Origin of the sequence: Hufsiella ginkgonis (genome assembly GCF_009834915.1) — a bacterium.
Classification (GTDB): Bacteria; Bacteroidota; Bacteroidia; order Sphingobacteriales; family Sphingobacteriaceae; genus Hufsiella; species Hufsiella ginkgonis.
Map to the genome: position 1 here is coordinate 179844 of NZ_WVHS01000003.1, position 23069 is coordinate 202912.

Consider the following 23069-nt stretch of genomic DNA (forward strand, 5'->3'; position numbering starts at 1 on the left):
AAGATACATAAAATCAAATACCGGCAGGCGGGGAAAATTTGTTAATTCTTGCCTTTGTCTTTCAGCTTATCGCTGATCTTTTTACCGGCATCGTTGATCTTATCGCCGATCTTCTCTATTCCTTTGGCAACCTTATCATCGGCTTTATTGAGCTTATCGCCGGTTTTCGACACCCACTTCGCCACAGAATCGGCGCGTGCGCCGGGGGAGGTGAGGATGGTATACACGGTATCCTTGCGGAAAACGATGGTACGGCCAGAATCGGGGTAATCCCAGATCTCGGTATTTTGAATGGTGTTACGCTGTTTGGGCTCACCAACAATGGCGGTAACGCCGGGCTTGCTCATGCCGATCTCTACGGTAGCAAGTGTCTTAGGCGTTCTGCCGCAGGCCGACAGTAAAACGGGAAGCAGCAAGATGTAAAATGGAAGGGTTTTCATAGCGGTACGTAATCTGTTGAACAACAGCTGCCGTTACGATTTGTTCAAAACAAAAAAGCTACCGTTGCCGGTAGCTTTTTGAGAACGCTAACTTGATTTGTATTAATATATGTTCGCGGTATTTCTATAACCGGTACCTGTGTTACTGTACCAGTCGGCATACGCCTTGGGAGTGGTGGTTGAAGAAACCCAATCATCCAGGCGAAGATAGGTGTTCACGATATCTATGCCTTCTTTAGGATAAGAGAAGGTAGTAGTGGGGATATCGATCGCCCAGGGTAAGCCGGTGCTGGTTACGTAGTAACGTGAGTTGGCAGCGCTGGTGTTGTCATTGCCGGTACCGAACAATGTAGACGTACCTGCGAGTGTCGGCGCGGTAGGTGTATGTCCGGGCAAGTGTATTTCGTAAGCACGGCCGTAACCATTGGTACCATTCCAGATAAACGGATTATATTCCGTTTGTGGGAACGAATTTAGCACGACTGTATTGGATGGCAGGGTGAACTCTACGTTATAAGTCTTCACTGCTGAAGCAGGCTCGGTAGAGCGGGTGTTCCAGGTAGCCTGCTCATCACGCATGCTGTTGAACAGGATCACTACGGCGTTGGTTCTGCCCACTTCAAGCGTTCCGCCGGTAAGCGTTCCAACCGCTGATCTCAACACAGGGAATTCGACACCGAATCCGTTAAGGAATTCACCTCCTGTGGCTCTCAGCGTGTATACTGCAGTGATCTTTCTCACTACGCTTTGTGCGCTGGCCCACAGTGTATAATTGTAGCTGATAACGACGTCGTTCATGTCATAGTCACCTTTTAAAGGCCATTTATCTTCAAAAGCCAGGGTGCCGGATTTTCCGGGAGTGCTGATCGCAATAGTCGGATCGGTAGGCGCTGCGTCTGAGCCATCAGCTACACCGTCGCCGTCTGTATCAACTACGGTTACGTTCCCAACCGGGTTACAGGTAGTTACCGGAATGGTGGTAGTACAGCTTTGACCTGCACCGTTGATAAATATAGAAGCAGTAAGCTGAACAGGATTACATACCTGTACCGTTCCGGAAAACTTAGGGCTATTTTGAACGGTCGTAGCAGAAGTAACCTTAACAAATGATGTGCTGCTTGATGTGGCACCGGTGATGGTCACGTTGTCCATCACGAGCGTAGCCGTATGCAGCATTGAAGCACCTGACATGGTAATACCTGCCTGGTTGATGTAAGAAGTACCATCTACCCGGATAAGCGCTCCATTTTGATTGATCATTGCTGAACCGGAGCTCTGTAAATAGTTTGTTTTAGTCCATAGGTAGCAGCTATTGGTGAATGGAGCATTCACTTCCAGGTTGCCGGAGATAATGATCTTACCGCTGTTAACAAATGAAGTGCCGCCCACTACCATTTTACCGGCGTTAACGTTGATAACTCCGGTGCTGGTGTTGGTAATTGCCGAGCCGCTGTTTACGTCATAATTACCTGCCGATAAGTTAATCGTTCCCGAGTTAGTAAAGGTTGTACCGGTGGTTAACGTAGTCGAGTTGATGGTTCCTGAATTAGTAGCGGTACCGCTTGAAAGGGTTAAAGTGCCGCTTGAGTTGATAGTTCCTTCATTGATAAAAGGACCGCTCACAGAGAATGCACCGGTAGTTATCGTTCCATAATTATTAAAAGTGGCACCGTTATTTACCTGCAGGCTGGAGCCCACGATCACAGATGCAGTACTTTTAATAAGGAGCTTCGCGGTGCTGCTGCTCATGGTTACGTTAGAAAGTGTCACGTTTGTGCCGCTAACCAGAATCGTTCCGTTTACCGATGCAAAACCAACGGTTATATTGCTACCGTTGATACACAAAACCTGGCCGCTATTTACACTAACATTGTTGGTGCTTGTTGTGATCGTAGTCGAACATGACGGCCAGCTCGTCGGTTCAGTAGAAACAGTTGCCTTCCCGGTGCTGCTGATAGCAGGATTGCTGTTTTTAGAAGAGACAACACCACTATTTTCGCCCATGGCCACATTGACCAACGCACTGGTAACAGGAACTTTTATCGCGTACTGAGAATTGTCAGGAGCTGTTTTCACCACGTATACTTCGGTGATCACATCAGCCAGATCAATTTTGTTTTTGAAAGGTGTGTTGGCATAAGCGACACCCCTGGACAAAAGAACGCCGCCAGTTCCCGGGTCAGCGTTATAAATAGAGATCACACTAGCCATGCCGTTAAAACGGGTGTCAGTCAGTGTGATATTAAATTGTACTTCGCGCGACATTTTCCAGGTAAACCCTGTTGGTACGACCAGGTTGTTAAAGCTGTTTTCTTCAATGATTTCGGGACCGTTGTTCTTTTTACAGGATCCGAAAGCAACTACGGCAATGACCAGGAGTACCGCGTAAATTCTTTTCATAATAGTAATAGTTAATGGGAACATAATTATATACAAATCTATTCATTCAATTCAACTTGTATGCCAATCGTTACAATGTGCCTTATTTACGTAAAAAGGCGCTATTAGATTTATAGAATGGGGAATTTGTTGCCGGATGATCTAAAAAGAGGCCTGGAAAGTGGGGAAAATGGTGGAACACTTTGGGAAAGGGGGTAAACGATAACGAATCATAACTTAGCTAAACTCGGAAGTTTTATGGAATTCCACTTCCGGGAAATCGCGTTTTGCCAGGTTCAGCGCCCAGTCGTTATCGGCCAGGAACACCGGGTTACCTTCTTTGTCGTAGCCTATATTTGCCGCGCGGCGCTGCATGATCTCCTGGAGATTTTTTTTATCCTTCGCCGTTATCCAGCTGGACCTTTTAAAGGTAAGCATGCGGAACCCGCATTTGGCGCCATATTCATGTTCGAGGCGGAAGCTGATCACCTCGAACTGGAGCTCACCCACCGTACCGATGATCTTGCGGTTACCTGGCTGCTGGATGAACAGCTGCGCCACACCCTCTTCGGTGAGCTGCTGGATGCCTTTTTCGAGCTGCTTGGTCTTTAACGGATCACGGTTTTCTACTTCTTTAAAGATCTCCGGCGAAAAGCTGGGGATGCCCTTAAACTGGAGTTGTTCGCCTTCGGTGAGGGTATCGCCGATCTTGAAGTTGCCGCTGTCATACAATCCTACCACGTCACCGGGCCAGGCCTCTTCTACCAGGCTCTTTTCGTTGGCCATAAAGTCCATCGGGTTCGAGAACTTCAGTTTTTTATTCAGGCGGGTGTGGTAGAAGAACTTGTTGCGCTCGAACTTGCCCGAACAGATACGCAGGAACGCGATGCGGTCGCGATGGTTGGGGTCGAGGTTAGCATGGATCTTAAACACGAAGCCGGTAAAGGCCTTGTCGTTGGCGAGCACCACGCGCTGCTCCGCCTCACGGCTCCTGGGGCTGGGGGCCACATCTATAAAGGTATCCAGCAGTTCCCGGATCCCGAAATTGTTAATAGCGCTGCCGAAGAACACTGGAGCCAGCAGGCCCTCGAGATACATCTCTTTATCCAGCTGACCATAGATGCCATCAGTAAGCTCGAGGTCGTCCTTTAGTTTGCCAAGCTCTTTGGGCTGGAGAAATTCTTTCAGCAGCTCGTCGCTAAGGTCGTTTACTTTGATCACCGGTTCGGTCACTTTCGACTTATCAGGCTCGAACAGGTTAAGCTGGTTGTCATAAATATTGTATACGCCTTTAAAGGTATGACCCTGGCCGATCGGCCAGGAGAGCGGGCACACGCTGATGGCCAGTTTGGACTCGATCTCGTCGAGCAGGTCGAAGGAATCTTTGCCCTCCCGGTCCATTTTGTTGATGAAAACGATCACCGGGGTATTGCGCATGCGGCAAACCTCCATCAGTTTCTCGGTTTGCTCTTCGACGCCCTTCACGCTGTCGACCACCAGGATCACGCTGTCAACGGCCGACAGGGTGCGGTAGGTGTCTTCCGCAAAGTCCTTGTGGCCGGGTGTATCGAGGATGTTTATACGCTTGCCTTTATATTCAAATCCCATCACGGAGGTGGCTACGGAAATCCCGCGCTGTTTCTCTATTTCCATGAAATCGGAGGTGTTGCTCTGGTTCGCTTTGTTGCGCTTTACGGCACCGGCGGTATTAATGGCGCCGCCGAACAACAGGAATTTTTCGGTCAGGGTAGTTTTTCCGGCATCGGGGTGACTGATGATGGCGAAAGTTTTTCTTTTTTCTATTTCAGGATTTACCATAATTTCTTTCAGCCTGCAAAGGTAGTGATTGTAGGATTAGGATCAAGGTAAACCGGTGAGGTGGTTACAGGAATGGAAAACAGCTTAAGAGCCTGCGTTTTTTTCGGCCTATTTTTAATTAATTTCGTCACAATGCCAACAACGGCAAATGTTAATCGTTATTTCCGCAAAGTCCCTGGAAATATATGCATAAGCAAACAGCAAGAGCGACCTCCTGCCTCGCCGTTACCCTGGCAGCGTTAGCCATTTTTTCCTGTACCGGCGGAAAAACCAGCCATGGTGCGAAGCCAGATTCTACAGCAACGGCGTCGGCCCGCCCGGTGCCGGCAGATACCGGCGCCGTATTATTAACGCAAACCGCCGATCACCTTTTTAGCAGCGCCAAAACGCCGGACCACTTTGAGCTTACCGTTACCGGCGCGTCCCTGGTAAAAGGAACCGCTACCCTTAAGATTACCAACGGCAGCGGCGATGTCATTTATTCACAAAAATTCCCGGCATCGTACCTGATGGGTATGCCGGTAGACGAAACTGCGGCGCAGCGTCCGCAGGAAGAGTTAATCACGTCCCGGGCCAAAGAGTTCTTCGCGGAAGCCAATTTCGGTAAACCCGCGATCGGTGCCGGGGAACGGTTTGACGGACAACATGCTAATAAAGCCAATTGGGACGAAATTCAGTCAAACCCCGGACTAGTTGGGTTTACTTATCCAACGGGTATAGAGAACAACAGCTCTATCGCCTGGTCGGCGAAACAGGGTAAGGTGGTGGTTTACTTTAGCTGCTGTTAGGAGTCCGTTAATTTTCCCGCACCAGCAATTGCTCGGCAAATTCGCGCAATAGCTTTTTCCGTTCTGCCGGCACCGGGATCGCTTCCAGTTGCTGCAACGCGTGTTCGGCATGGTCGTTCATCTCCGCTTCTGCCAGGGTCCTGATACCAAGCCTGTCGAAAACAGCGGTAACCGCGCGGACCTTTTCAGAGGGGCCGGCATCACTCTCATTAAACCAGTAGTTTAATTCTTCCTCGTCCAGGCCTTCAGCCAGCTCACGCGATTTAAGTAAAAGCCAGGTTTTCTTGTTCGCGATAATATCGCCGCCGGTTTGTTTGCCGAACTTTTCGGGATCCCCGTAAACATCCAGGATATCATCCTGGAGCTGGAAGGCGATGCCGAGGCTTTCGCCGAATTTGTAGAGTTTACCGGCATCGTCAGCGGCTGCGCCACCCAGCAGCGCACCTATCCGGAGACTGGCGGCAAGAAGCACCGCGGTTTTAAGCCGGATCATCTCCAGGTATTCCGGGATGGTGATCCCGTCTTCCTGTTCAAAGTTCATGTCGATCTGCTGGCCACGGCAAACACCTGCGGCGGTTTCGTTAAAGACGTCGAGCACCTGGCGCAGTACCTGGTCTTCGGTGTTCATCATCAGCCGGTAGGCTTCTACCAGCATCACGTCACCTGAAAGGATCGCTACATTTTCGTTCCACTTTGCATGAACGGTGGGCTTGCCGCGACGTAGCGGGGCTTTATCCATAATATCGTCGTGCACCAGCGTAAAGTTATGGAACAGCTCTATCGCGACGGCCGGCTCCAGGGCCTTTAATACGCTTCCGCTAAAAAGGTCGGTTGCCATCAGGAGCAATACGGGACGCAGGCGTTTGCCGCCGAGCGACATGATGTAGTTGATCGGGTCGTAAAGTTCCGCAGGTTCGCCCTTAAAGGTCTTGCCCGCGATGGCCTGGTTAACCAGCTGCTGCAGGTGCTGTATTTGATGCATGGGTTCTAGTTCAATATAATATCTTGTTCAGTTATTGGTTCACCAGCGTGAAATCGATCATTCTTTTGCCCAGGTCCACTTTTTTTACCAGGATCTTAACGGTGTCGCCTAACTGGTACTTCTTCTTTTTGCGCTGCCCGATAATGCAATAATTCTTTTCATCGAGCACATAAAAATCGTCGGTAATATCGCGGAGCCGCACCATGCCTTCGCATTTATTTTCGATGATCTCTACATACATTCCCCATTCGGTAACGCCGGAGATGATCCCTTCAAACTGGGTCCCGATGTTATTTTCCAGGTATTCGGCCTGTTTGTATTTAACGGAAGCGCGTTCCGCGTCGGCGGCCTTCTTCTCCATCTGCGAGGAATGCTCGCTCATTTTCTCGTACGTAGTTTCGTCTACGGATTTTCCATCGGCCAGATAACGTTCGAGCAGCCGGTGTACCATTACATCGGGATACCGGCGGATGGGGGAGGTGAAGTGCGTGTAATAGTCGAACGCAAGCCCGTAGTGACTGGTCTTCTTGGTGGTATAAATGGCTTTGGCCATAGAGCGGATGGCCAGTTGGGTAAGTACGTTCTGTTCTTTTTTGCCTTCTACGTCTTCCAGCAGGTGGTTTAACGAACTGGCCACTTCGCGGTCTGAGCGGGTGTTGATCTTGTATCCGAATTTTGCGGCGAACTGGGCGAAGTTCAGCAGGGCGTCGGGTTTGGGTGCATCGTGTGCCCGGTACACGAACGTAAGCTTTTGTTTTCCTTTACCCTTTTTGGCAATAAACTCCGCCACCCGCCGATTGGCGAGCAGCATAAAATCCTCGATCAGCTTATGGGCATCCTTTCGCTCTTTTACGTATACGCCGACCGGCTTGCCGGCATGATCCAGTTTGAACTTTACTTCCGTGCTTTCGAAACTGATGGCCCCGTTTTTAAACTTGCGGTCGCGGAGCTTATAAGCCAGCGCATTTAACGTGAGGATCTCTTCGCTATACTCGCCGGTTCGCTGTTCGATCAGTTCCTGCGCGTCTTCGTAGGCAAAGCGTTTATCCGAATGGATGACGGTTTTGCCGAACCATTGGCCGATGATGTGCGCTTCCTCATCCATTTCAAATACCGCTGCAAAGCAAAGTTTGTCTTCATTGGGACGCAGGGAACATACACCGTTCGACAGGCGTTCGGGCAGCATCGGGATTACGCGGTCTACCAGGTATACCGAAGTACCCCGCTGAAAAGCTTCATCGTCCAACGGCGTTCCCGGCTTAACATAATGTGAAACATCCGCGATATGCACGCCGATCTCGTAGTTTCCATTGTCCAGTTTCTTATAGGAAATGGCATCGTCGAAATCCTTGGCATCCGCGGGGTCGATGGTAAACGTAAGGGTGTTCCTGAAATCGCGCCTGCGGGATATCTCCTGTTGCGATATTTCCTCAGGAATGGCATTCGCTTCGGATTCCACCTCTTTGGGAAATTCGAGGGGGAACCCAAAATCGGCGAGAATGGCGTTCATCTCGGTATTGTTCTCTCCCTGTTTCCCCAGGGCATGTTTGATCTTCCCGATGGGATTTTTAGAACCTTCCGGCCAGTCGATGATATGGGCTACGGCTTTCTCGCCATCGAGGGCACCGTTCAGGTTTTCCCGGGGGATGAAAATGTCGTGCAGCATCTTCCGGTCATCGGGAATGAGGAATGCAAAGTGTTCCGATAGTTTAATGATACCGGTGAAGTCCATTTTCGCGCGGGTGATGATTTCCACCACTTCGCCTTCTTTCTTCCGGCCGCCTTTGCTTTTTCCGAAGGCATATACTTTCACAATGTCGCCATGGAGCGCGTTGAGAAGTTTGCGCGGCGCCACATAGATATCTTCTTCAAATTCGTCGTCGGGTACGATAAAGGCAGAGCCATCGGCGGTCATCTGCACCTTTCCGGTAATAAAGTTTTTGAGCTCCTTGAGCCTGAATTTTCCTTTGTCGGGCTCCTGGAACTCCCCTTTGCGGGTTTCCTCCTGGAGGATCTGCAGGATGGTGTCGCGTGATTCGCTGTCGTTAATATTCAGCTGTGCGCAGATCTGTTTACAATTAAGGGGTTTATTTCCCGATTTTTCAAGCACATCGCCAATCAGGCGGGTTAAAACAAGTTTTATGTTGTTAGTTTTCTTTTTAGACATTTTGTTGGTCGTTAAGGAGCAGATCTGCTTCGGCGCTGCCGGCTTTGATCACTTCCGATTCTATTTTCTTTTGCAGCTCGATGATAGCGCCTATCAGCGCTTCCGGCCGCGGGGGACAGCCCTGCACGTACACATCAACAGGAATGATGCGGTCCACCCCTTTTACCACGTGGTAGCCATGTTCCCAGTAAGGTCCCCCGCAGTTGGAGCAGGAGCCCATCGAGATCACGTATTTAGGTTCGGGCATCTGCTCATATAGCCTTTTTATACGAGAAGCCATTTTAAAGGTGACGGTCCCGGCGATAATGATCACGTCCGATTGCCTGGGAGAGGGGCGCGGGAACACCCCGAAGCGGTCCAGATCATAGGTGGAGGCCATCGAGCCCATCATCTCGATGGCGCAGCAGGCAAGCCCAAAGCTCATTGGCCATAAAGAAGATAGTCTTGCCCAGTTTAACAGGTCATCGAGCCGGGTGATCACCACACTGCCGTCCTGATGTAATTTATCGCTCATGCTCTAGTTCTTTTACCGGTGCGTCAAATTTCCTCACCTGGTAGGTTTGCTGGTTTAGCCGGTCGTACGCAGCTGGAGGAATGCCCGTTTTTACCTCCGGGGTTATCGGCGCGGGTTTTACCCATTCCAGGTCGCCCTTTTTCCAGACATAGATCAGGCCTAATAACAGTATCCCTACGAAGATCATCATTTCGGTGAGGCATAACCATCCCCAGGCCGGCTCGGCGGTTAACAGCGGCTGCTGCGCATAAATAGTGGACCACGGAAAAATGAACACCATCTCGACGTCGAACAACAGGAATACGAGCGCAATTACGTAGAAACGCGGGTTAAACTGGATCCATGACGATCCTGTCGGTTCCTCACCGCATTCGTACGACAACAGCTTTTCGGGGGTAGGTTTCCGGGGAGAAAGCAACCGTGCAGTAAAAAACGCGATCAGCACGAATACCGATCCCGTGATCAGGAAAAGTAAGATCTTTCCAAACTCCGTTACCTGGGAGGGATTTGACATACAACAAAGGTACGGAATAGTGAGCAGTTGTGAGACGTCGGTTATCAGCTATCAGTTATCAGCTGTCAGCCGTCAGTTATCAGCCGTCAGTTATCAGTTATCAGCTGTCAGCTTGCTAAATGCGTTTCATGTAATATACTTTGCCGTTTACGTGCATAACCATGCACTTGGCGCCGAAGCCTGAGAGTACCCGCTCGCGGAAAGTGATGCAGAGGTCGCCGCTTTCCACTGGTTTGTTATAGATCACCTGCTTGCGCATCCCGGAGAAAATACTGGCAGAATATAAGGTGATGGTCACCTCGCAGGGATAGCTGGCAGTGAGAAAAACGGATAAACATCCCTCGTTAATGTCGTAGTTGAGGTAGGACAGGGCACTTTCCCGGTGCTTGTAATCGATGGCATCCATTGAAATTGTAGAGTGATTCATACGCTGCTGAGTTAATATGGGGTCAAAACTATCGTGACGTGGCGCCCCGGGCAAGCGGCAGTCGGCGAAACGCGGAAAACTTCCGGTGAAGGGCGGTTTTTCATCCGGCGATGAGGCGGTGAAACATATGCGATGTCGGCGTGTTGCTTTGTACAGTTAAACGAAACGGTTATGATCAAGAAAATCATCTGCCTGGCTTGTATTGGTATGATATGGGTAGGCGCGTGCAAAAAATCCGGCGAACCGGCTACGGAGGATTTGGCGGATGTGGAACTCTCTGCAAAAGTGCTTAATCAAAGCTTAACATTTCCATGGGAGGTGCTCTGGGGACCTGATAATATGCTTTGGCTTACGGAAAGAGGGGGAAGGATCAGCAAAGCCGATCCGGGTACGGGTGCGCTCACCCCGTTGCTCAATATCGGCGAAGTGAAATCGGAAGGCGAAGGCGGCTTGCTCGGAATGGTGTTGCACCCTGACTTTAGCACCACGCCTGAAGTGTTTGTGGCCTATAATTATGATAAAAACGGCGTTTATACTGAAAAGATCGTTAAGTACACTTATAACGGCACTACACTCATCAACCCGGTGGTGCTGCTGGATAACATTGCGGCTTCCACTATCCACAACGGGTGCCGCCTGGCGATCTCGCCGGATAAGAAGCTATTTATCACCAGCGGAGATGCGTCTGTTTCGCCTAATGCACAAAATTTGTCGAATATCTCGGGGAAGATCCTGCGCATCAATTTAAATGGCAGCATCCCGGCAGATAACCCAAACCCGGCAAGCCCTGTCTGGAGCTACGGGCACCGCAATGCGCAAGGACTGGTGTTTGTTAAAGACCGTCTTTACAGTTCGGAGCACGGCAATACTACCGACGATGAGATCAACATCATCACCAAAGGAAAAAACTTTGGCTGGCCTAATGTAGAAGGATTCTGCAATACCACTGCAGAACAATCGTTTTGCAGCAGTAACGGCGTGCAGGAGCCCGTTTTTGCGTGGACACCCACCATTGCCCCATCGGGGATCGACTATTACAACCACACACGTATCCCGCAATGGCGCAATTCGCTGCTGCTGGCGGTGCTTAAGGGTAACGTCCTGATACAGTTAAAGCTGGATGACGCCGGCAACACGGTCACTTCAGCCACTGAATTTTTTAAAACTACGTACGGAAGGCTGCGGGATGTTTGTGTTTCGCCCGAAGGCAGGGTATATTTGATCACCAGTGACGGGTCCAAGGATAAGTTGGTGGTGATCGATAAAAAAGAGTAGTTATGAAGCGAATTGCCGTTCTCACAGGCGCAGGGATCTCCGCGGAAAGCGGGCTTAAAACTTTCAGGGATACCGATGGACTGTGGGAAGGCTTTGATGTATATGATGTGGCGACCCCCGAGGCCTGGGCACGCAACCCGGTGATGGTGCAGGACTTTTATAACCAGCGGCGTAGAACGGTGCTGGAGGCGGAGCCAAATGCCGCGCACCGGGCATTGGTGAAGCTGGAAGAGCGGTTCGACGTGACGATCATTACGCAGAATATCGATGACCTGCATGAGCGGGCCGGCTCTTCCGATATCCTGCATTTACACGGGGTGATCACCCGGTCGCAGTCGGATAAAAACCCGGATCTTACCTACCCTATTGAAGGCTGGGAAATAAAAATGGGCGAATTATGTGAATTGGGCTCCCAGCTCAGGCCCCACGTGGTGTGGTTTGGGGAAGCGGTGCCGATGATCGAAAAAGCGGCGCAGATCTGCAGCCAGGCCGACCTCTTTATGGTGATAGGCACTTCCCTGCAGGTTTACCCTGCCGCAGGTCTTATCAATTACGTTAAACGGAATGTTCCCAAAATCCTGGTCGATCCAAACCTCCGGGAAATAGACGCGGTGGCGAACCTGGAGGTGATAACGGACAAGGCGACGGTAGGAGTGGTGCAGGTAGTGGAGAGGATGCTGGGGGTTGGACGTTAATACGTTAACGTCTAACGCGCGCCGGCGCCAGCTGCGGGAATTTCTTTTCCAAAAGATACAGGCCGCCAAAAAGCACGATACCGTAAATCGCGTCCCCGATGATCATATTGCGGAGAAAGGGCAGGCCAGCCACATACGAAGCAATTACGCCCTGTAGCGAATGTGGATACCAGGTGTTCTGGTATACATAGCTAAGGTTGGTGATGAGGAAGAAAAGCACAGCACCGGTGATAGAGGCAATTGCGATGCTGGTTATGGTAGTGCGTTTGCTGATCACCATTCCGCATACCACCATCAGCAGAAACGAAGCGTAAACGATGAGGTCGAAACCATTGCCGAGGAAGAGGTCTGACAACGCCATTACCGCCATCGGGATTGCCATAGCCAGGAACTTGTTCTCAAATTTAGATCCCGCGAAAACGCATAATGCGCCTACCGCGGTGAAGTTCCATAAGAAAAGCTGGGGAGCTATCCGGGGTAACGCCCGGGTATAGGCAGCCAATACTATCAGTGCGCAAAGCACCACGAACCGGTAAATATTTTCCTGTTTGATCATCCCCAAAAATAGGATTTTTTTTCGAGAGGTAAAATAACTCATTTTTCCCCTGCAGGATGAGAAACAACCGGTTTTTTCGGGGAAGCAAACGCCAAATAATATTTTGTTTTTAAAATATACAACTGTTAACCAGTTTAATATGGTTTTTATATTGATGCTTTATTCACGTAGGCCGGATCGTATGACCGGCACGGGTAAAAAACGCCTGGTATGGGACTGTTTTTTGCCAAATAATATTTGGCTTAAAAGGATATCTTACAGGTAATCAGCGGTTAAGCATATGTTTAACTTATGACACGGAAGGTCACAGGGATTAATATTCATGGCGCTGGTAAGCCTGGCGGAAATCAGCGCTCATGCCCTCGAAGCGTTGCACTACCGTGGCGATAAACGCTTCGTCCAGGATCTCGAACACGGAGTCGAGTCCCTTCATCATATCGATCTCGGAGAGCTTATAGGTTTGTTCCAGTACGCCTTTTTCGAATTTGATGATGAACTTCATGTTCATGGAAAAGATGGTGATCTTACAATCGGGACGAGGGAGTTCAGCTACTACGCGCATGGGATGCAGTGGGTAAGTTATCAGTTATCAGCTTCAGCGGTCAGCCGTCAGTTATCAGTTATCAGTTATCAGTTATCAGTTGAGGTTTAGGGCGCTAAGTTAGTTAATTTTCCGGCGAGGGGATCGCATCCATGGAGGGTGCCATAGCTGGCGATGGGGCGGAAGCGGGCGAAGAGCTCCTCGCTGTACCAGCCTTCTTCGCGGGTTTTGCGGATCACCTCGCGGTGCACGGGCGAACGGTATGCAAAATCGGCAACGGCATCTTCATTTTCCCACAGGGAGAACGTGGCCTGCCTGAAAAAAGGTGCCTCCCCTATTCCCACGGATGTGAGGTATCCGGGAGCGCTATGCATAAGATTTGCTACTGGCGTTACATGTTGCCAAAACCTGGGGAGCTTTTTAAGGCGTATGGTGGCCCTTGTAAGCACCGCAATGGGCGCAGGAGGCACCTGTGATTGTCCGGTGATTTTAAAAGGCTCCCTGCCGTCCCATTTTCCGTGGCTGGCGATCGGCTCGGCCAGCAGCGTCCATTGTTCCGTGGTAAAAGCGTTCCACCAGCGTGGGACGAAGGACGATCGGGCAAAGGCTTCGTAGTCCTCCCGCGTTTCCCAGGCCGCAAGCAGCCCCCATTGCCGCCAGTCGGGTTGAAGGTCGAACGTGCCGTTCCTGCCGGAGCCCAGCAGTTTCCAGAACGTACACTTCTGGGCTAGCCATAGTGGTAACCGATGTACCGCCATAGCGAGCAACGCCACCGGGATAAAGCGTGTACGATAGCGGACAATGGTTAACGATACGATCATATATTTATGAAAAACAATTAATTAGGGTGGCTTATCTTCCACGGTAATAGAGAAAGAACTCCTGCAGGTAATTTTCGGTTTCAACCTGTTTCCTTTCCAGCATCCGGATGTTGCTGGTAAACGATTGCACATTGATGGTGGGAGTCCGGTTAACCAGGTAGCCGGCCCGCGCAAACTCCAACTGCCGTTCGATGGCGGTGATCAGCGACGCGAGATGCCGCGTTTCTTTGTTCTTATCGGCACTCAGTTTTTCGAGCGTGACCTTTGGCGTGCGCATCACTTTGTGTAAGGTATCCGTTTCCGATAATGGTTCCAGTTTGCCATACTGGGCAAAAGCGGAAGAACCGGTTAAAAGAAGGCAAATGAGGAACAAGCGGAACATAGCTGTTGGTTTACGTGTTACGTCGGATGTCTGGAAGTTCCTGTCCCTTGTTTATTGAGGCAGCTAAGGGACCGGACGTACTACGTCAAAACGTCCAACGTATAACGTAAAAGTAATAACTTTGCGCGATGGCTGAAGACTTAAAGATTGTTGAAGCGGCAAAGGAAGAACAGTATCGTTCGCTGCTGCCGCAGATTGAGGCGTTAATGCAGGGCGAAGACGATTTGGTAGCAAACCTGGCGAACTGCTGCGCCGCATTGAAAGAGCAGTTCGGGTTTTTTTGGGTGGGATTTTACCTGGTAAAAAATAACGAACTGGTGCTGGGCCCTTTCCAGGGACCGGTGGCATGCACGCGGATCGCCAAAGGGAGGGGCGTTTGCGGCAGCGCGTGGGCGCAGGCGCAAACACTGATCGTTCCGGATGTAGAAGCGTTCCCCGGGCATATCGCCTGCAGCTCGCTTTCTAAATCGGAGATCGTAGTGCCCGTCACCAGGGGCGGTAAAGTGATCGGCGTGCTGGATGCAGACAGCGACCGATACGACCAGTTCGATACCACCGACCAGCAATTCCTGGAACAATTAATGACGATGATTTCTTTCTGACTATATGAACCACGAAAATAGCACCCCCCGGCAGCTGGGCTACCGGTTCCCTGCCGAATGGGCCGAGCACGTTGCTACCTGGCTCAGCTGGCCTCATAAGGAGGCGAGCTGGCCCGGCAAGATCGATGCGATATATCCCGTGTACGGCGAATTTGTAAAGCTGCTGGCTGAAGGCGAAAAAGTACGGATCAATGTGGCTGATGAGACCATGAGGGCCGCCGCCGTGCAGCACCTGGAAAAAGCCCGTGCAGACCTCCGCCAGGTGGAGTTTTATTTCCATCCCACCAACGATGCCTGGTGCCGGGACCACGGACCAGCGTTCCTGCTAAATAACCAGGCCGCGGAAAGAAAGGCGATCGTAGACTGGGGCTTTAACGCATGGGGCGGAAAGTACCCGCCATTCGACCTGGACGATGTGATCCCTACCCGCATTGCAAACCATTTTGGCCTCCCGGTTTTTAACCCGGGCATTATTATGGAAGGCGGATCGGTAGAGTTTAACGGCAAAGGCACGGTATTAACTTCAACCTGTTGTCTCCTGAACGGGAACCGCAACCCTTACCTCAGCCAGCAACAGGTTGAACGGTACCTGTATGACTATTATGGCATGGAGCAGGTGCTATGGGTGGATGAGGGTATCGTAGGCGACGATACTGACGGGCATATTGACGACACCATTCGTTTTGTAAATGAGGACACGGTGCTCACCGTGGTCGAGACTGACAAGAACGACGAGAACTATACCCTGCTGCAGGACAACCTGCGCGCCCTTAAAAAGATGCGTCTTTTAAATGGCAAGCAGCTGAACATCATAGAGCTGCCCATGCCAGATGCGGTGACCTGGGAAGGCACCCGGCTACCCGCGTCCTATGCCAACTTTTACATCAGCAACAAACACGTCATCGTACCTACCTACCGGTGCCACAAGGACGAAAAGGCCCTGGAGCTGATCCAGGCCTGCTTTCCTACCCGCAAAACGGTGGGTCTTGATTCTACTGATATTATCTGGGGACTAGGCAGTTTTCACTGCCTCAGCCAGCAGGAGCCGCGTTAACCGGCAAGCTCATCTACCTGCTGGGCAAGTCTTGGCAGGTAGATCACGTTGCTGTAGTTTTTAAACTCCATCGACCAGAAGCTTCCCGAAAGCTTAAAGATGCGGAACAACTGGTTCGACTCATGGAGGACGAAGAAATCGATCCACTGGGAAATATCCATCCTGCCGAGAATGGCATGGGTGCCCACTCTTGAGAATTGCTCCGGCGACATATCTTCCAGCTCGAGCATAATGTGATCGCGCATACGGTATAGCTCGTGGAGCAGGGAGCCGGTGGTGCGGGCTACCGCGAAATGGTATTCGGGGTCTTCATCCGGCTTATACATCCCGAAGAACGGGTTAATGCTGTTCATGATCCCTTTTAATCTTTCGAGGAAAATATAGTGATAGCGTGTAAGATAGGCGATGGTTTCGTGGATCGAGTACTTATCCGAATTAAGACGGTTGTAAATGGCCTCTGGCGGGAGGTTGTCGATATATTTTTTAATGGTTTTGTGCTGCGAAGCAAACCTGCTTAGCGTTTGTGCCTGGAGATTCATAACGTACATGGTTAGTGCAAATATAACGCCGGCCGCTCTCCGCTTGTTTTGCAGGGAATAAGATAATAAGAAGATAACAGGAATTTAATTTTTAAGGAGCTTCGTTATTTCCTTATCGCTCAGCACGCGGAATTTTACGTTTAAGCGCTCCACAGGACGGTCGGCGGGGCCGGTTTTTACGGCAGCAAGCTTGTCGATCACCCCGATTCCGGAGATCACTTCACCAAAAACCGTATAGTCCTGGTCGAGTGCGGGAGTACCGCCAACAGTTTTATAGACTTCCCGCTGGCGGGCGCTGAAGTGGAAATTTTTGCCTTTCCGGTGCTCGATGCGGTCGAGCTCGGAATCGGTACATACCCGCCCCTGTACAAAATAGTATTGACCGGTGAAGGATGTTTTCCCCGGGTTATCATCGCGGCCGGCCGCAAAGGCGCCTTTTTTATGGAAGAGCAACGTGTCGAGCTCCGGCATCAGCCTGGGGAAGGCGTCTGGGCCTTTGGCTTTTTCCTGTGCTGCATAGGCCGAATCGGTTTCACCACCCTGGATCACGAAGTTCTTTACCACACGGTTCATGTCGAAGCGGTTAAAATAACCCGACCTGGCCAGCTTAACGAAATTATCACGGTGGCGTGGAGTTTCCTTATACAGGCGGATAACCATATTGCCATGAGTAGTCTCCGCCAGCACGTAGGCATCTTTTGATTTTTGGCCGGAATCGGCAGCGCCGGAGAACGAGAAGAGATAAAAACCGGTTAGGATGAGGAAGATTTTGGTGTTGAACATTGCAGACGATATTTAATGATCCAAATTCCCTAACCAAAAAATGCGTACCCGATGATGATCGCGGCAACCAATCCCACCAGGTCGGCTATTAACCCGCAGGCGGCGGCATACCTGGAGTTCTTAATATTGACCGATCCAAAATAAACAGCCAGCACATAGAACGTGGTTTCCGTAGATCCCTGTATAATGCAGGCCAGCCTTCCCTGGAAAGAATCGGGACCATATTGTTTCATGATATCGATCATCAGGCCGCGGGCGCCGCTGCCGCTAAGGGATTTCATAATGCCCACCGGTAAAACGGGAACGAAGCGCGTATCAAGCCCGCAGGCTGCCGCTAACGTACCGATACCGTTTACCACGTAATCCATACAGCCCGTGGTCCTGAACACGCTGATCGCTACCAGGATACCCACCAGGTAGGGGATGATCATCACCGAAGTTTGAAAACCCTCTTTGGCGCCCTCGATAAATGTTTCGTAAACATTGATCTTCTTCACCATTCCGTACACAATAAAAAGTGCGATGACGGAAAATATCACCAATCCGCCCAGTAACCCCGTTACCAGTTCGATCTCCTTCGGAGAACGGTCCCCCAGCCAAAGGTACAGCCCGCCCATCATGCCGATAAATAAACCGAAGAACACCATGACCGGTAGTTTAAATAAATTAATGCGTTGATAAAGGGATACGGCGATCATTCCCGACAGGAAGGAAATGAACGTACCGATGATGGAAGGGATAAAGATATCGGCCGGGTTGGCGGCCCCGGCAACCAGCCGTATGGCGATCACCGAGGTAGGGATCAATGTAAGCCCTGCCGTATTCAGCACCAGGAACATGATCTGCGCATTAGTGGCGGTATCCTTATCGGGGTTCAGCTCCTGGAGCTGTTTCATGGCTTTAAGCCCCACGGGGGTGGCGGCGTTGTCAAGTCCCAGCATGTTTGCCGAAAAGTTCATGATCACCGATCCGTTTGCCGGGTGGTCTTTCGGTACGCCCGGGAAAAGCTTGCTGAAAAACGGCCCCACTCCTTTGGCGAACAGGGCGATCATCCCGGCCCGTTCCCCCACGCGCATGATCCCCAGCCAGAAGGTCATGATCCCGGCAAGTCCGATCGAGATCTCCGCACCTGTTTTCGTGCTTTCGAACATGTTCTTCATCACCTCGGTAAAGATCTCGGTGTCGCCGAACACGATCAGCCTGACCAGCGCAACGATAAATGCAACAAGGAAGAAAGCGATCCAGATGTAGTTTAGGGCCATAGGACGTTTGACGTTTAACGCAACACGTTCGACGTATTATGCGATTCGTGTGATTAGTTGGTTAATCTACCAGTTTTTACCGTAATCCTGCCGTTTTCGATGGATAAAATTGTTTCATTTCCCTCCTGGAGGATGAGATCTGCAGGTTCCTGAAGTTTTGGGGGACGGATTGGGATGAAGGTCAGGCCGGTTGCGTCGACGGTTTCGTAACCGGCGTAGCCGGAGAGGTCGCCGATATCTTCTACGCGGTACAGGAGACCTGGGAATTTGCCAGGTTCGGCGAAATCGAGTTCGGCCACCAGGCCCAGGTCTGCGCGGTACCAGGCATTTTCCGCATCAATGCGGCAGTTTTTTAGCAGCAGGCTCACGTGCAGCGGTTTATTCGGAACAATGGTAAAGTAATTCTCCAACGGTTCCGCGGTATATGAACGGGTGGCAATGGCATGTAAAGCGGATATAAAGGCGGTAAAGATCAGCTTGCGGCTTACCTGCCGTTCCGGGTCGTTGACGAGACCGCCTGATTCTACAAGAATGGTTTTGGTGCCCAGTGACTGGAAATTGTCGCCAAATGCGCGCGGTTCGTAAGTATCGTCGAAACGTCCGATATGTCCCGGAAGCAATTGCTGCAACGTGGCATTCATCACGCTGCAAACCTGCATCGCTTCCTTCCTGCCGGGGGTAAGAGATGCCGGTTCGTCGGCCGCAGGCGCCAGCAACGAGACGGTGGCAGGATTCCCGCTGTTACCGGCAGACCAGCGGATGCTCTGGTCGTGCAGGTTAAACCCGAAATGTGGTTCGATCATGTCGCGCACCGACCGCAGCAGCCTCCCTTCCGGCGATTGTTGTGCATGGAAATCGCGGTTGACATCGATCTGCTGGTAATTGCGGCGGGTAAACGCACCGGCGCCATCGGGGTTTACCATGGGCACCAGGTAAAGGGTACAGTTTTCCAGGATACTTTCGCGTATATCGCCAAACGCATCGGAGCCCGCGAACAAGAAGTTCAGCAGGTCAAAAAGCGCCATGGTGCCCGTAGGCTCGTCGCCATGCATCTGGCTCCAGAACAGCACTTTTACCGGCCCGGTACCCGTCTTTACAAGAGATACGGATTTGCCCAGGCATGAGTGACCGATTTCGCTGATCTTAACTTCGGGCTCATGCTTCCATTTTTTGAGCAGGGTAAGAATTTCCGTGTGTTTAAAAAAACGATCGTAGAGGCTTGCTTCGCGGTAGCGCGGATGCATTTCAGAAAGCGTTACAAAAATATCCCGGCCCGTTTCCATACCTGTATGGGTTTTGTTAAATTACTTCGGCAACTACAAATGTACTACCGCCGATAAAGACCAGGTCGGCCGCCGACGCATTTTTCCGGGCAGCCTCCAGCGCTTCCCGCACGGTTGGGTATATGTCGCCCGTTAATCCGAACGCCCCTGCTTCGCCGGCGAGCTCTTCCGCAGGTTTGCCGCGTTCTATTGCCGGCTGGCAGAAATAATACCTTCCCTCTTTAGGAAGAAGGGAGAGCATCGCGCTTATGTCTTTATCTTTAACCATGCCTATTACCAGGTGAAGGTGCTGGTAAGGGGTAGCCTCCAGGTTTTTCACCACTTCGCGGATCCCGTCTTTATTGTGACCGGTATCGCAGATAATAAGCGGGGAGTGACTGAGTGTTTGCCAACGCCCGGCGAGCCCCGTTAGCGTGCTAACTTCTTTTAATGCCGCACGAAGGTGTTCGCCGGTAATGTGAAATCCCTGCCGCCGAAGCTCCGCCACGGCGGATAGCACTGTCGTGAGGTTCTTCTCCTGGTAAGAGCCCGTGAGATCGAGTTGTAAAGGCGATGGAAAATCATACGCGGATGATGGCTTACCATTTAACCGATACTTGATATCGATGTCCAGGTATTTCCCGCGGCCGCGGATGGCGGTTTCCCAAAGATCACTCCCGAATACCAGGGTGGAACCGGTACCGGATGCTTTTGACAGGAACACCTGCGCGGTTTCCTCCTGTTTTTCGCCGATTACCACGGGGATGCCAGGTTTAATAATCCCAGCTTTTTCGCCGGCGATTTCCCCGAGCGTATTCCCCAGCATGTTCATGTGATCATAGCTGATATTGGTGATCACGGACAGGAGCGGGGTAATGATATTGGTTGAATCGAGCCTGCCGCCGAGGCCTACCTCAATGATGGCGATGTCGGTTTCTTGCTGCGCGAAATGATCAAAGGCCATTGCCACCGTCGCCTCGAAAAAGGAAGGCGCTATTTCTTCGATCGACGCTTTTTGAGCGTGCACGAACGCAACCACATCCTCCTGGGAGATCATTTCCCCGTTTATACGGATCCTTTCCCGGAAATCAAGCAGGTGCGGGGACGTATATAAACCGGTTTTGTAGCCGGCCGTTTGCAGTATGGCAGCCAGCATGTGCGAAGTGGAGCCCTTGCCATTGGTGCCGCCAACGTGGATGGTCCTGAATTTTTTGTGCGGATCACCCAGCCTGCGGCAGAGCTCGATGGTGTTGGTAAGGTCCTTTTTGAAGGCAGCCGCGCCTATGCGGGTAAACATGGGAAGCTTGGCATACAGGTAGTCCAATGTTTCGGCGTAGGTCATCATGAAATGTAGGAAGAAAAACCCTATTATTTTACCCTGAAGACGAAGCGTTTTACACCGATCTGTTCATCGGCGGCTTCGTCCGTGCTGTTCATGCTGGCATTGAGCATCGCGTTGATGCATTTATTCTGGAGGGTAAGGTCGGAGATGGTAGTACCTTTCGTAACCTGGGCGGTGGTTATTCTCCCTGATTTGCTTACCCGGTACCTGATCACGATGATACCGGTGATCTGCCCGTCGTCTTCGATTTTGGGATAGTTCACAAACGATCTCCCGGGCGGGGCTTTTTCGCCATTGCCCGATCCGCCGCCGTTGTAGTTATCAGAAAGCGGGTCGCCGTTAACGCTTCCCTGGTTGCCGGGCGTGGTGGTAGTGCCGTCGCCGCGGCCGGTAGCGCCATTCCTGGGACCTTTATACAGCGCATTCTGATTTACAGTTGGTGTTTTAGTTTCCTTTTCGGGCGTGGTCACCGGTGGTTTTACCGATTTCTTTTCACTGGTTTTTACTTCCGGGGCGTCTTCGATATCCTGGGTGGCCACCGATTTCTCGTTGGTCTCCGGGGTGTTTTCTTTTACCGGTGTTTCGTTCGGCAGTACTTTGTCGGGCACTTTGTTATTGGCATTCGGGTCCTGCGAAGCCTCTTCCATGCTATTCAGGTCGTCGCCCATCCCGGCATCGGTGGTACCGTAATTCATGATGATCCCGCCGGTACCTACTTCAGGCACGGGCGAGCTGATCAGCCAGAAAAAGCTAAGCAACAAAAAAGCGCCCATCAGGACCGCCGAGATCACGATGGCTTTCGGGTAATTATTCTCTTCGCGGTAGCTGATGGTTGTCATTTTTTGCTTTCAGTAGCTAAAACGAGTTTTACCTGTAATTTGTTGGCTATATCGGTAATATCGACCAGGTTCTGTACCGTGGTGCTTTTGTCGGCTGATAAGATGATTGTCATGTCAGGAGAAGCTTTCTGGTACGACTCGATCACGGCGAACAGCTGGTCGAAGGCCACTTCCTTATTTTCAACGCTGTATTTCAGGTCTTCTGATATGGATACGTTAATTTTTTTCGTGGGGATGCTTTGCCCGGAACTCGACCTGGGCAGCAACAGTTTCACCACGTTGGGGTTTACTACCGCCGATGCCAGGAGGAAGAACAGCAGCAGGAAGAACATGATATCGTTCAGTGCCGAAGTATGTACTTCTACATGGCCGCGGTGTCGTTTTTTTAGATTCATTTTCCGGGTTCTTCTAAAAGATCAATAAACTCGATGGCATCGGTTTCCATGCGGAGGATAATGCGGTCGACCATGATATTCAGGATGTGGTACAGTACATAAGATACGATACCCACGATAAGGCCTGCCGCCGAAGTGATCATTTTGGTGTACAAGCCGCCTGAAACGGTACCGATCTCGATCAGTCCCTTGATGGATACGTCATGGAAAATGGTGATCACCCCGATGATCGTTCCTACGAATCCCAGCATGGGTGCGATCCCGGCTATAATTCCCAGGATACTGATGTTTTTTTCGAGTTTCGATACCTCGAGCTTACCGACGTTTTCGATAGCCGCTTCAATGTCTTTGATCGGGCGGCCGATGCGAAGGAGTCCTTTTTGCAGCATCCGGCCTAACGGGGTGTTGCTGTTCCGGCAGATGGCGATAGCCGCGTCGAGTTTTCCCGAAAGAATACTTTGCTTAACCTGGAGCATGAGGTTCGACTCATCGCGCGAAGCCTTGCGGATAGTGAGGTACCGTTCAATAAATATCACCAGGCCGATAAAAGCGATCAACGCGATGGGAAGCATCACCCAGCCGCCTTTCATCAGGAGGTCGATAAAACGGAGGTCCTGTTCCGCTGGTGCGATCTGCGTAGCGGCGGTATGGGTGGTATCTGTTAAAGGCGTGTCAATAAGTAAGAAGAGCAT

At 51.0% G+C, this 23069-nt stretch carries 25 protein-coding genes; 5 read left to right on the forward strand and 20 right to left on the reverse strand.

The window, feature by feature from the left end; translation table 11 throughout:
- Positions 1-41 precede the first annotated feature (41 nt).
- The 3 genes from GS398_RS13185 to GS398_RS13195 form a co-directional block, all read right to left on the reverse strand.
- Complete coding sequence (locus GS398_RS13185; RefSeq protein ID WP_160907272.1) at positions 42-440, reverse strand: hypothetical protein; 399 nt, start codon at positions 438-440, stop codon at positions 42-44.
- Between the two features lie 102 nt (positions 441-542).
- Positions 543-2840: an LruC domain-containing protein gene (locus tag GS398_RS13190; protein WP_160907273.1), complete on the reverse strand. Its 2298-nt coding sequence runs from the start codon at positions 2838-2840 to the stop codon at positions 543-545.
- Positions 2841-3056: 216 nt separating this feature from the next.
- Positions 3057-4637: a peptide chain release factor 3 gene (locus tag GS398_RS13195; protein ID WP_160907274.1), complete on the reverse strand. Its 1581-nt coding sequence runs from the start codon at positions 4635-4637 to the stop codon at positions 3057-3059.
- A 185-nt stretch (positions 4638-4822) separates the two neighbouring features.
- Between GS398_RS13195 and GS398_RS13200 the strand changes: the two genes are divergently transcribed.
- Positions 4823-5425, forward strand: coding sequence for a hypothetical protein (locus tag GS398_RS13200; RefSeq protein WP_160907275.1), 603 nt, complete (start codon positions 4823-4825; stop codon positions 5423-5425).
- A gap of 7 nt (positions 5426-5432) precedes the next feature.
- Here the strand turns inward: GS398_RS13200 and GS398_RS13205 are convergent, their stop codons facing one another.
- From GS398_RS13205 to GS398_RS13225, 5 genes are all read right to left on the reverse strand, one after another.
- On the reverse strand, positions 5433-6407 hold the full coding sequence (locus GS398_RS13205; protein WP_160907276.1) for a polyprenyl synthetase family protein: 975 nt from the start codon (positions 6405-6407) through the stop codon (positions 5433-5435).
- A 31-nt stretch (positions 6408-6438) separates the two neighbouring features.
- The gene (rnr, locus tag GS398_RS13210; protein ID WP_160907277.1) at positions 6439-8574 is read right to left on the reverse strand and encodes a ribonuclease R; all 2136 of its coding nucleotides are present in this window, start codon (positions 8572-8574) and stop codon (positions 6439-6441) included.
- Positions 8567-9088, reverse strand: a complete 522-nt coding sequence (locus GS398_RS13215) for an NADH-quinone oxidoreductase subunit B (protein ID WP_160907278.1) — start codon at positions 9086-9088, stop codon at positions 8567-8569. The genes rnr and GS398_RS13215 overlap by 8 nt, the downstream gene beginning before the upstream one ends.
- Positions 9078-9602, reverse strand: coding sequence for an NADH-quinone oxidoreductase subunit A (locus GS398_RS13220; protein ID WP_160907279.1), 525 nt, complete (start codon positions 9600-9602; stop codon positions 9078-9080). The genes GS398_RS13215 and GS398_RS13220 overlap by 11 nt, the downstream gene beginning before the upstream one ends.
- A gap of 115 nt (positions 9603-9717) precedes the next feature.
- Complete coding sequence (locus GS398_RS13225; protein ID WP_160907280.1) at positions 9718-10029, reverse strand: hypothetical protein; 312 nt, start codon at positions 10027-10029, stop codon at positions 9718-9720.
- Between the two features lie 171 nt (positions 10030-10200).
- Between GS398_RS13225 and GS398_RS13230 the strand changes: the two genes are divergently transcribed.
- Together GS398_RS13230 and GS398_RS13235 are read left to right on the forward strand one after the other, a co-directional pair.
- Positions 10201-11304, forward strand: a complete 1104-nt coding sequence (locus tag GS398_RS13230; RefSeq protein ID WP_202406060.1) for a PQQ-dependent sugar dehydrogenase — start codon at positions 10201-10203, stop codon at positions 11302-11304.
- A gap of 2 nt (positions 11305-11306) precedes the next feature.
- Positions 11307-11999: an SIR2 family NAD-dependent protein deacylase gene (locus GS398_RS13235; RefSeq protein WP_160907281.1), complete on the forward strand. Its 693-nt coding sequence runs from the start codon at positions 11307-11309 to the stop codon at positions 11997-11999.
- 4 nt (positions 12000-12003) lie between these two features.
- Here the strand turns inward: GS398_RS13235 and GS398_RS13240 are convergent, their stop codons facing one another.
- The 4 genes from GS398_RS13240 to GS398_RS13255 all read right to left on the reverse strand — a co-directional run bounded on the left by GS398_RS13240 (position 12004) and on the right by GS398_RS13255 (position 14299).
- Complete coding sequence (locus GS398_RS13240) at positions 12004-12555, reverse strand: DUF6580 family putative transport protein (protein WP_160907282.1); 552 nt, start codon at positions 12553-12555, stop codon at positions 12004-12006.
- A 313-nt stretch (positions 12556-12868) separates the two neighbouring features.
- Positions 12869-13117 (reverse strand): hypothetical protein, encoded by a 249-nt coding sequence (locus GS398_RS13245; protein ID WP_160907283.1) that lies wholly within the window; start codon positions 13115-13117, stop codon positions 12869-12871.
- Positions 13118-13203: 86 nt separating this feature from the next.
- A complete protein-coding gene (locus GS398_RS13250) occupies positions 13204-13917 on the reverse strand; it encodes a DUF3291 domain-containing protein (RefSeq protein ID WP_160907284.1) in 714 nt (237 codons plus the stop codon).
- A gap of 31 nt (positions 13918-13948) precedes the next feature.
- Positions 13949-14299 (reverse strand): hypothetical protein, encoded by a 351-nt coding sequence (locus tag GS398_RS13255; RefSeq protein WP_160907285.1) that lies wholly within the window; start codon positions 14297-14299, stop codon positions 13949-13951.
- Positions 14300-14427: 128 nt separating this feature from the next.
- Here GS398_RS13255 and GS398_RS13260 point away from each other — a divergent pair, with 128 nt between their 5' ends.
- On the forward strand, positions 14428-14901 hold the full coding sequence (locus GS398_RS13260; protein ID WP_160907286.1) for a free L-methionine (R)-S-oxide reductase MsrC: 474 nt from the start codon (positions 14428-14430) through the stop codon (positions 14899-14901).
- A 4-nt stretch (positions 14902-14905) separates the two neighbouring features.
- A complete protein-coding gene (locus tag GS398_RS13265) occupies positions 14906-15955 on the forward strand; it encodes an agmatine deiminase family protein (protein ID WP_160907287.1) in 1050 nt (349 codons plus the stop codon).
- Here the strand turns inward: GS398_RS13265 and GS398_RS13270 are convergent.
- The 8 genes from GS398_RS13270 to GS398_RS13305 all read right to left on the reverse strand — a co-directional run bounded on the left by GS398_RS13270 (position 15952) and on the right by GS398_RS13305 (position 23069).
- Complete coding sequence (locus GS398_RS13270) at positions 15952-16494, reverse strand: DinB family protein (protein WP_160907288.1); 543 nt, start codon at positions 16492-16494, stop codon at positions 15952-15954. The genes GS398_RS13265 and GS398_RS13270 overlap by 4 nt on opposite strands.
- A gap of 84 nt (positions 16495-16578) precedes the next feature.
- On the reverse strand, positions 16579-17277 hold the full coding sequence (locus GS398_RS13275) for a peptidylprolyl isomerase (protein ID WP_160907289.1): 699 nt from the start codon (positions 17275-17277) through the stop codon (positions 16579-16581).
- 29 nt (positions 17278-17306) lie between these two features.
- Positions 17307-18539, reverse strand: coding sequence for a nucleoside recognition domain-containing protein (locus GS398_RS13280; protein ID WP_160907290.1), 1233 nt, complete (start codon positions 18537-18539; stop codon positions 17307-17309).
- A 53-nt stretch (positions 18540-18592) separates the two neighbouring features.
- Positions 18593-19822: a M14 family metallopeptidase gene (locus tag GS398_RS13285; protein ID WP_160907291.1), complete on the reverse strand. Its 1230-nt coding sequence runs from the start codon at positions 19820-19822 to the stop codon at positions 18593-18595.
- A 16-nt stretch (positions 19823-19838) separates the two neighbouring features.
- On the reverse strand, positions 19839-21143 hold the full coding sequence (locus GS398_RS13290; RefSeq protein WP_160907864.1) for a bifunctional folylpolyglutamate synthase/dihydrofolate synthase: 1305 nt from the start codon (positions 21141-21143) through the stop codon (positions 19839-19841).
- 26 nt (positions 21144-21169) lie between these two features.
- The gene (locus GS398_RS13295; RefSeq protein ID WP_160907292.1) at positions 21170-21982 is read right to left on the reverse strand and encodes an energy transducer TonB; all 813 of its coding nucleotides are present in this window, start codon (positions 21980-21982) and stop codon (positions 21170-21172) included.
- Complete coding sequence (locus GS398_RS13300) at positions 21979-22377, reverse strand: ExbD/TolR family protein (RefSeq protein WP_160907293.1); 399 nt, start codon at positions 22375-22377, stop codon at positions 21979-21981. The genes GS398_RS13295 and GS398_RS13300 overlap by 4 nt, the downstream gene beginning before the upstream one ends.
- Complete coding sequence (locus GS398_RS13305) at positions 22374-23069, reverse strand: MotA/TolQ/ExbB proton channel family protein (protein WP_160907294.1); 696 nt, start codon at positions 23067-23069, stop codon at positions 22374-22376. The genes GS398_RS13300 and GS398_RS13305 overlap by 4 nt, the downstream gene beginning before the upstream one ends.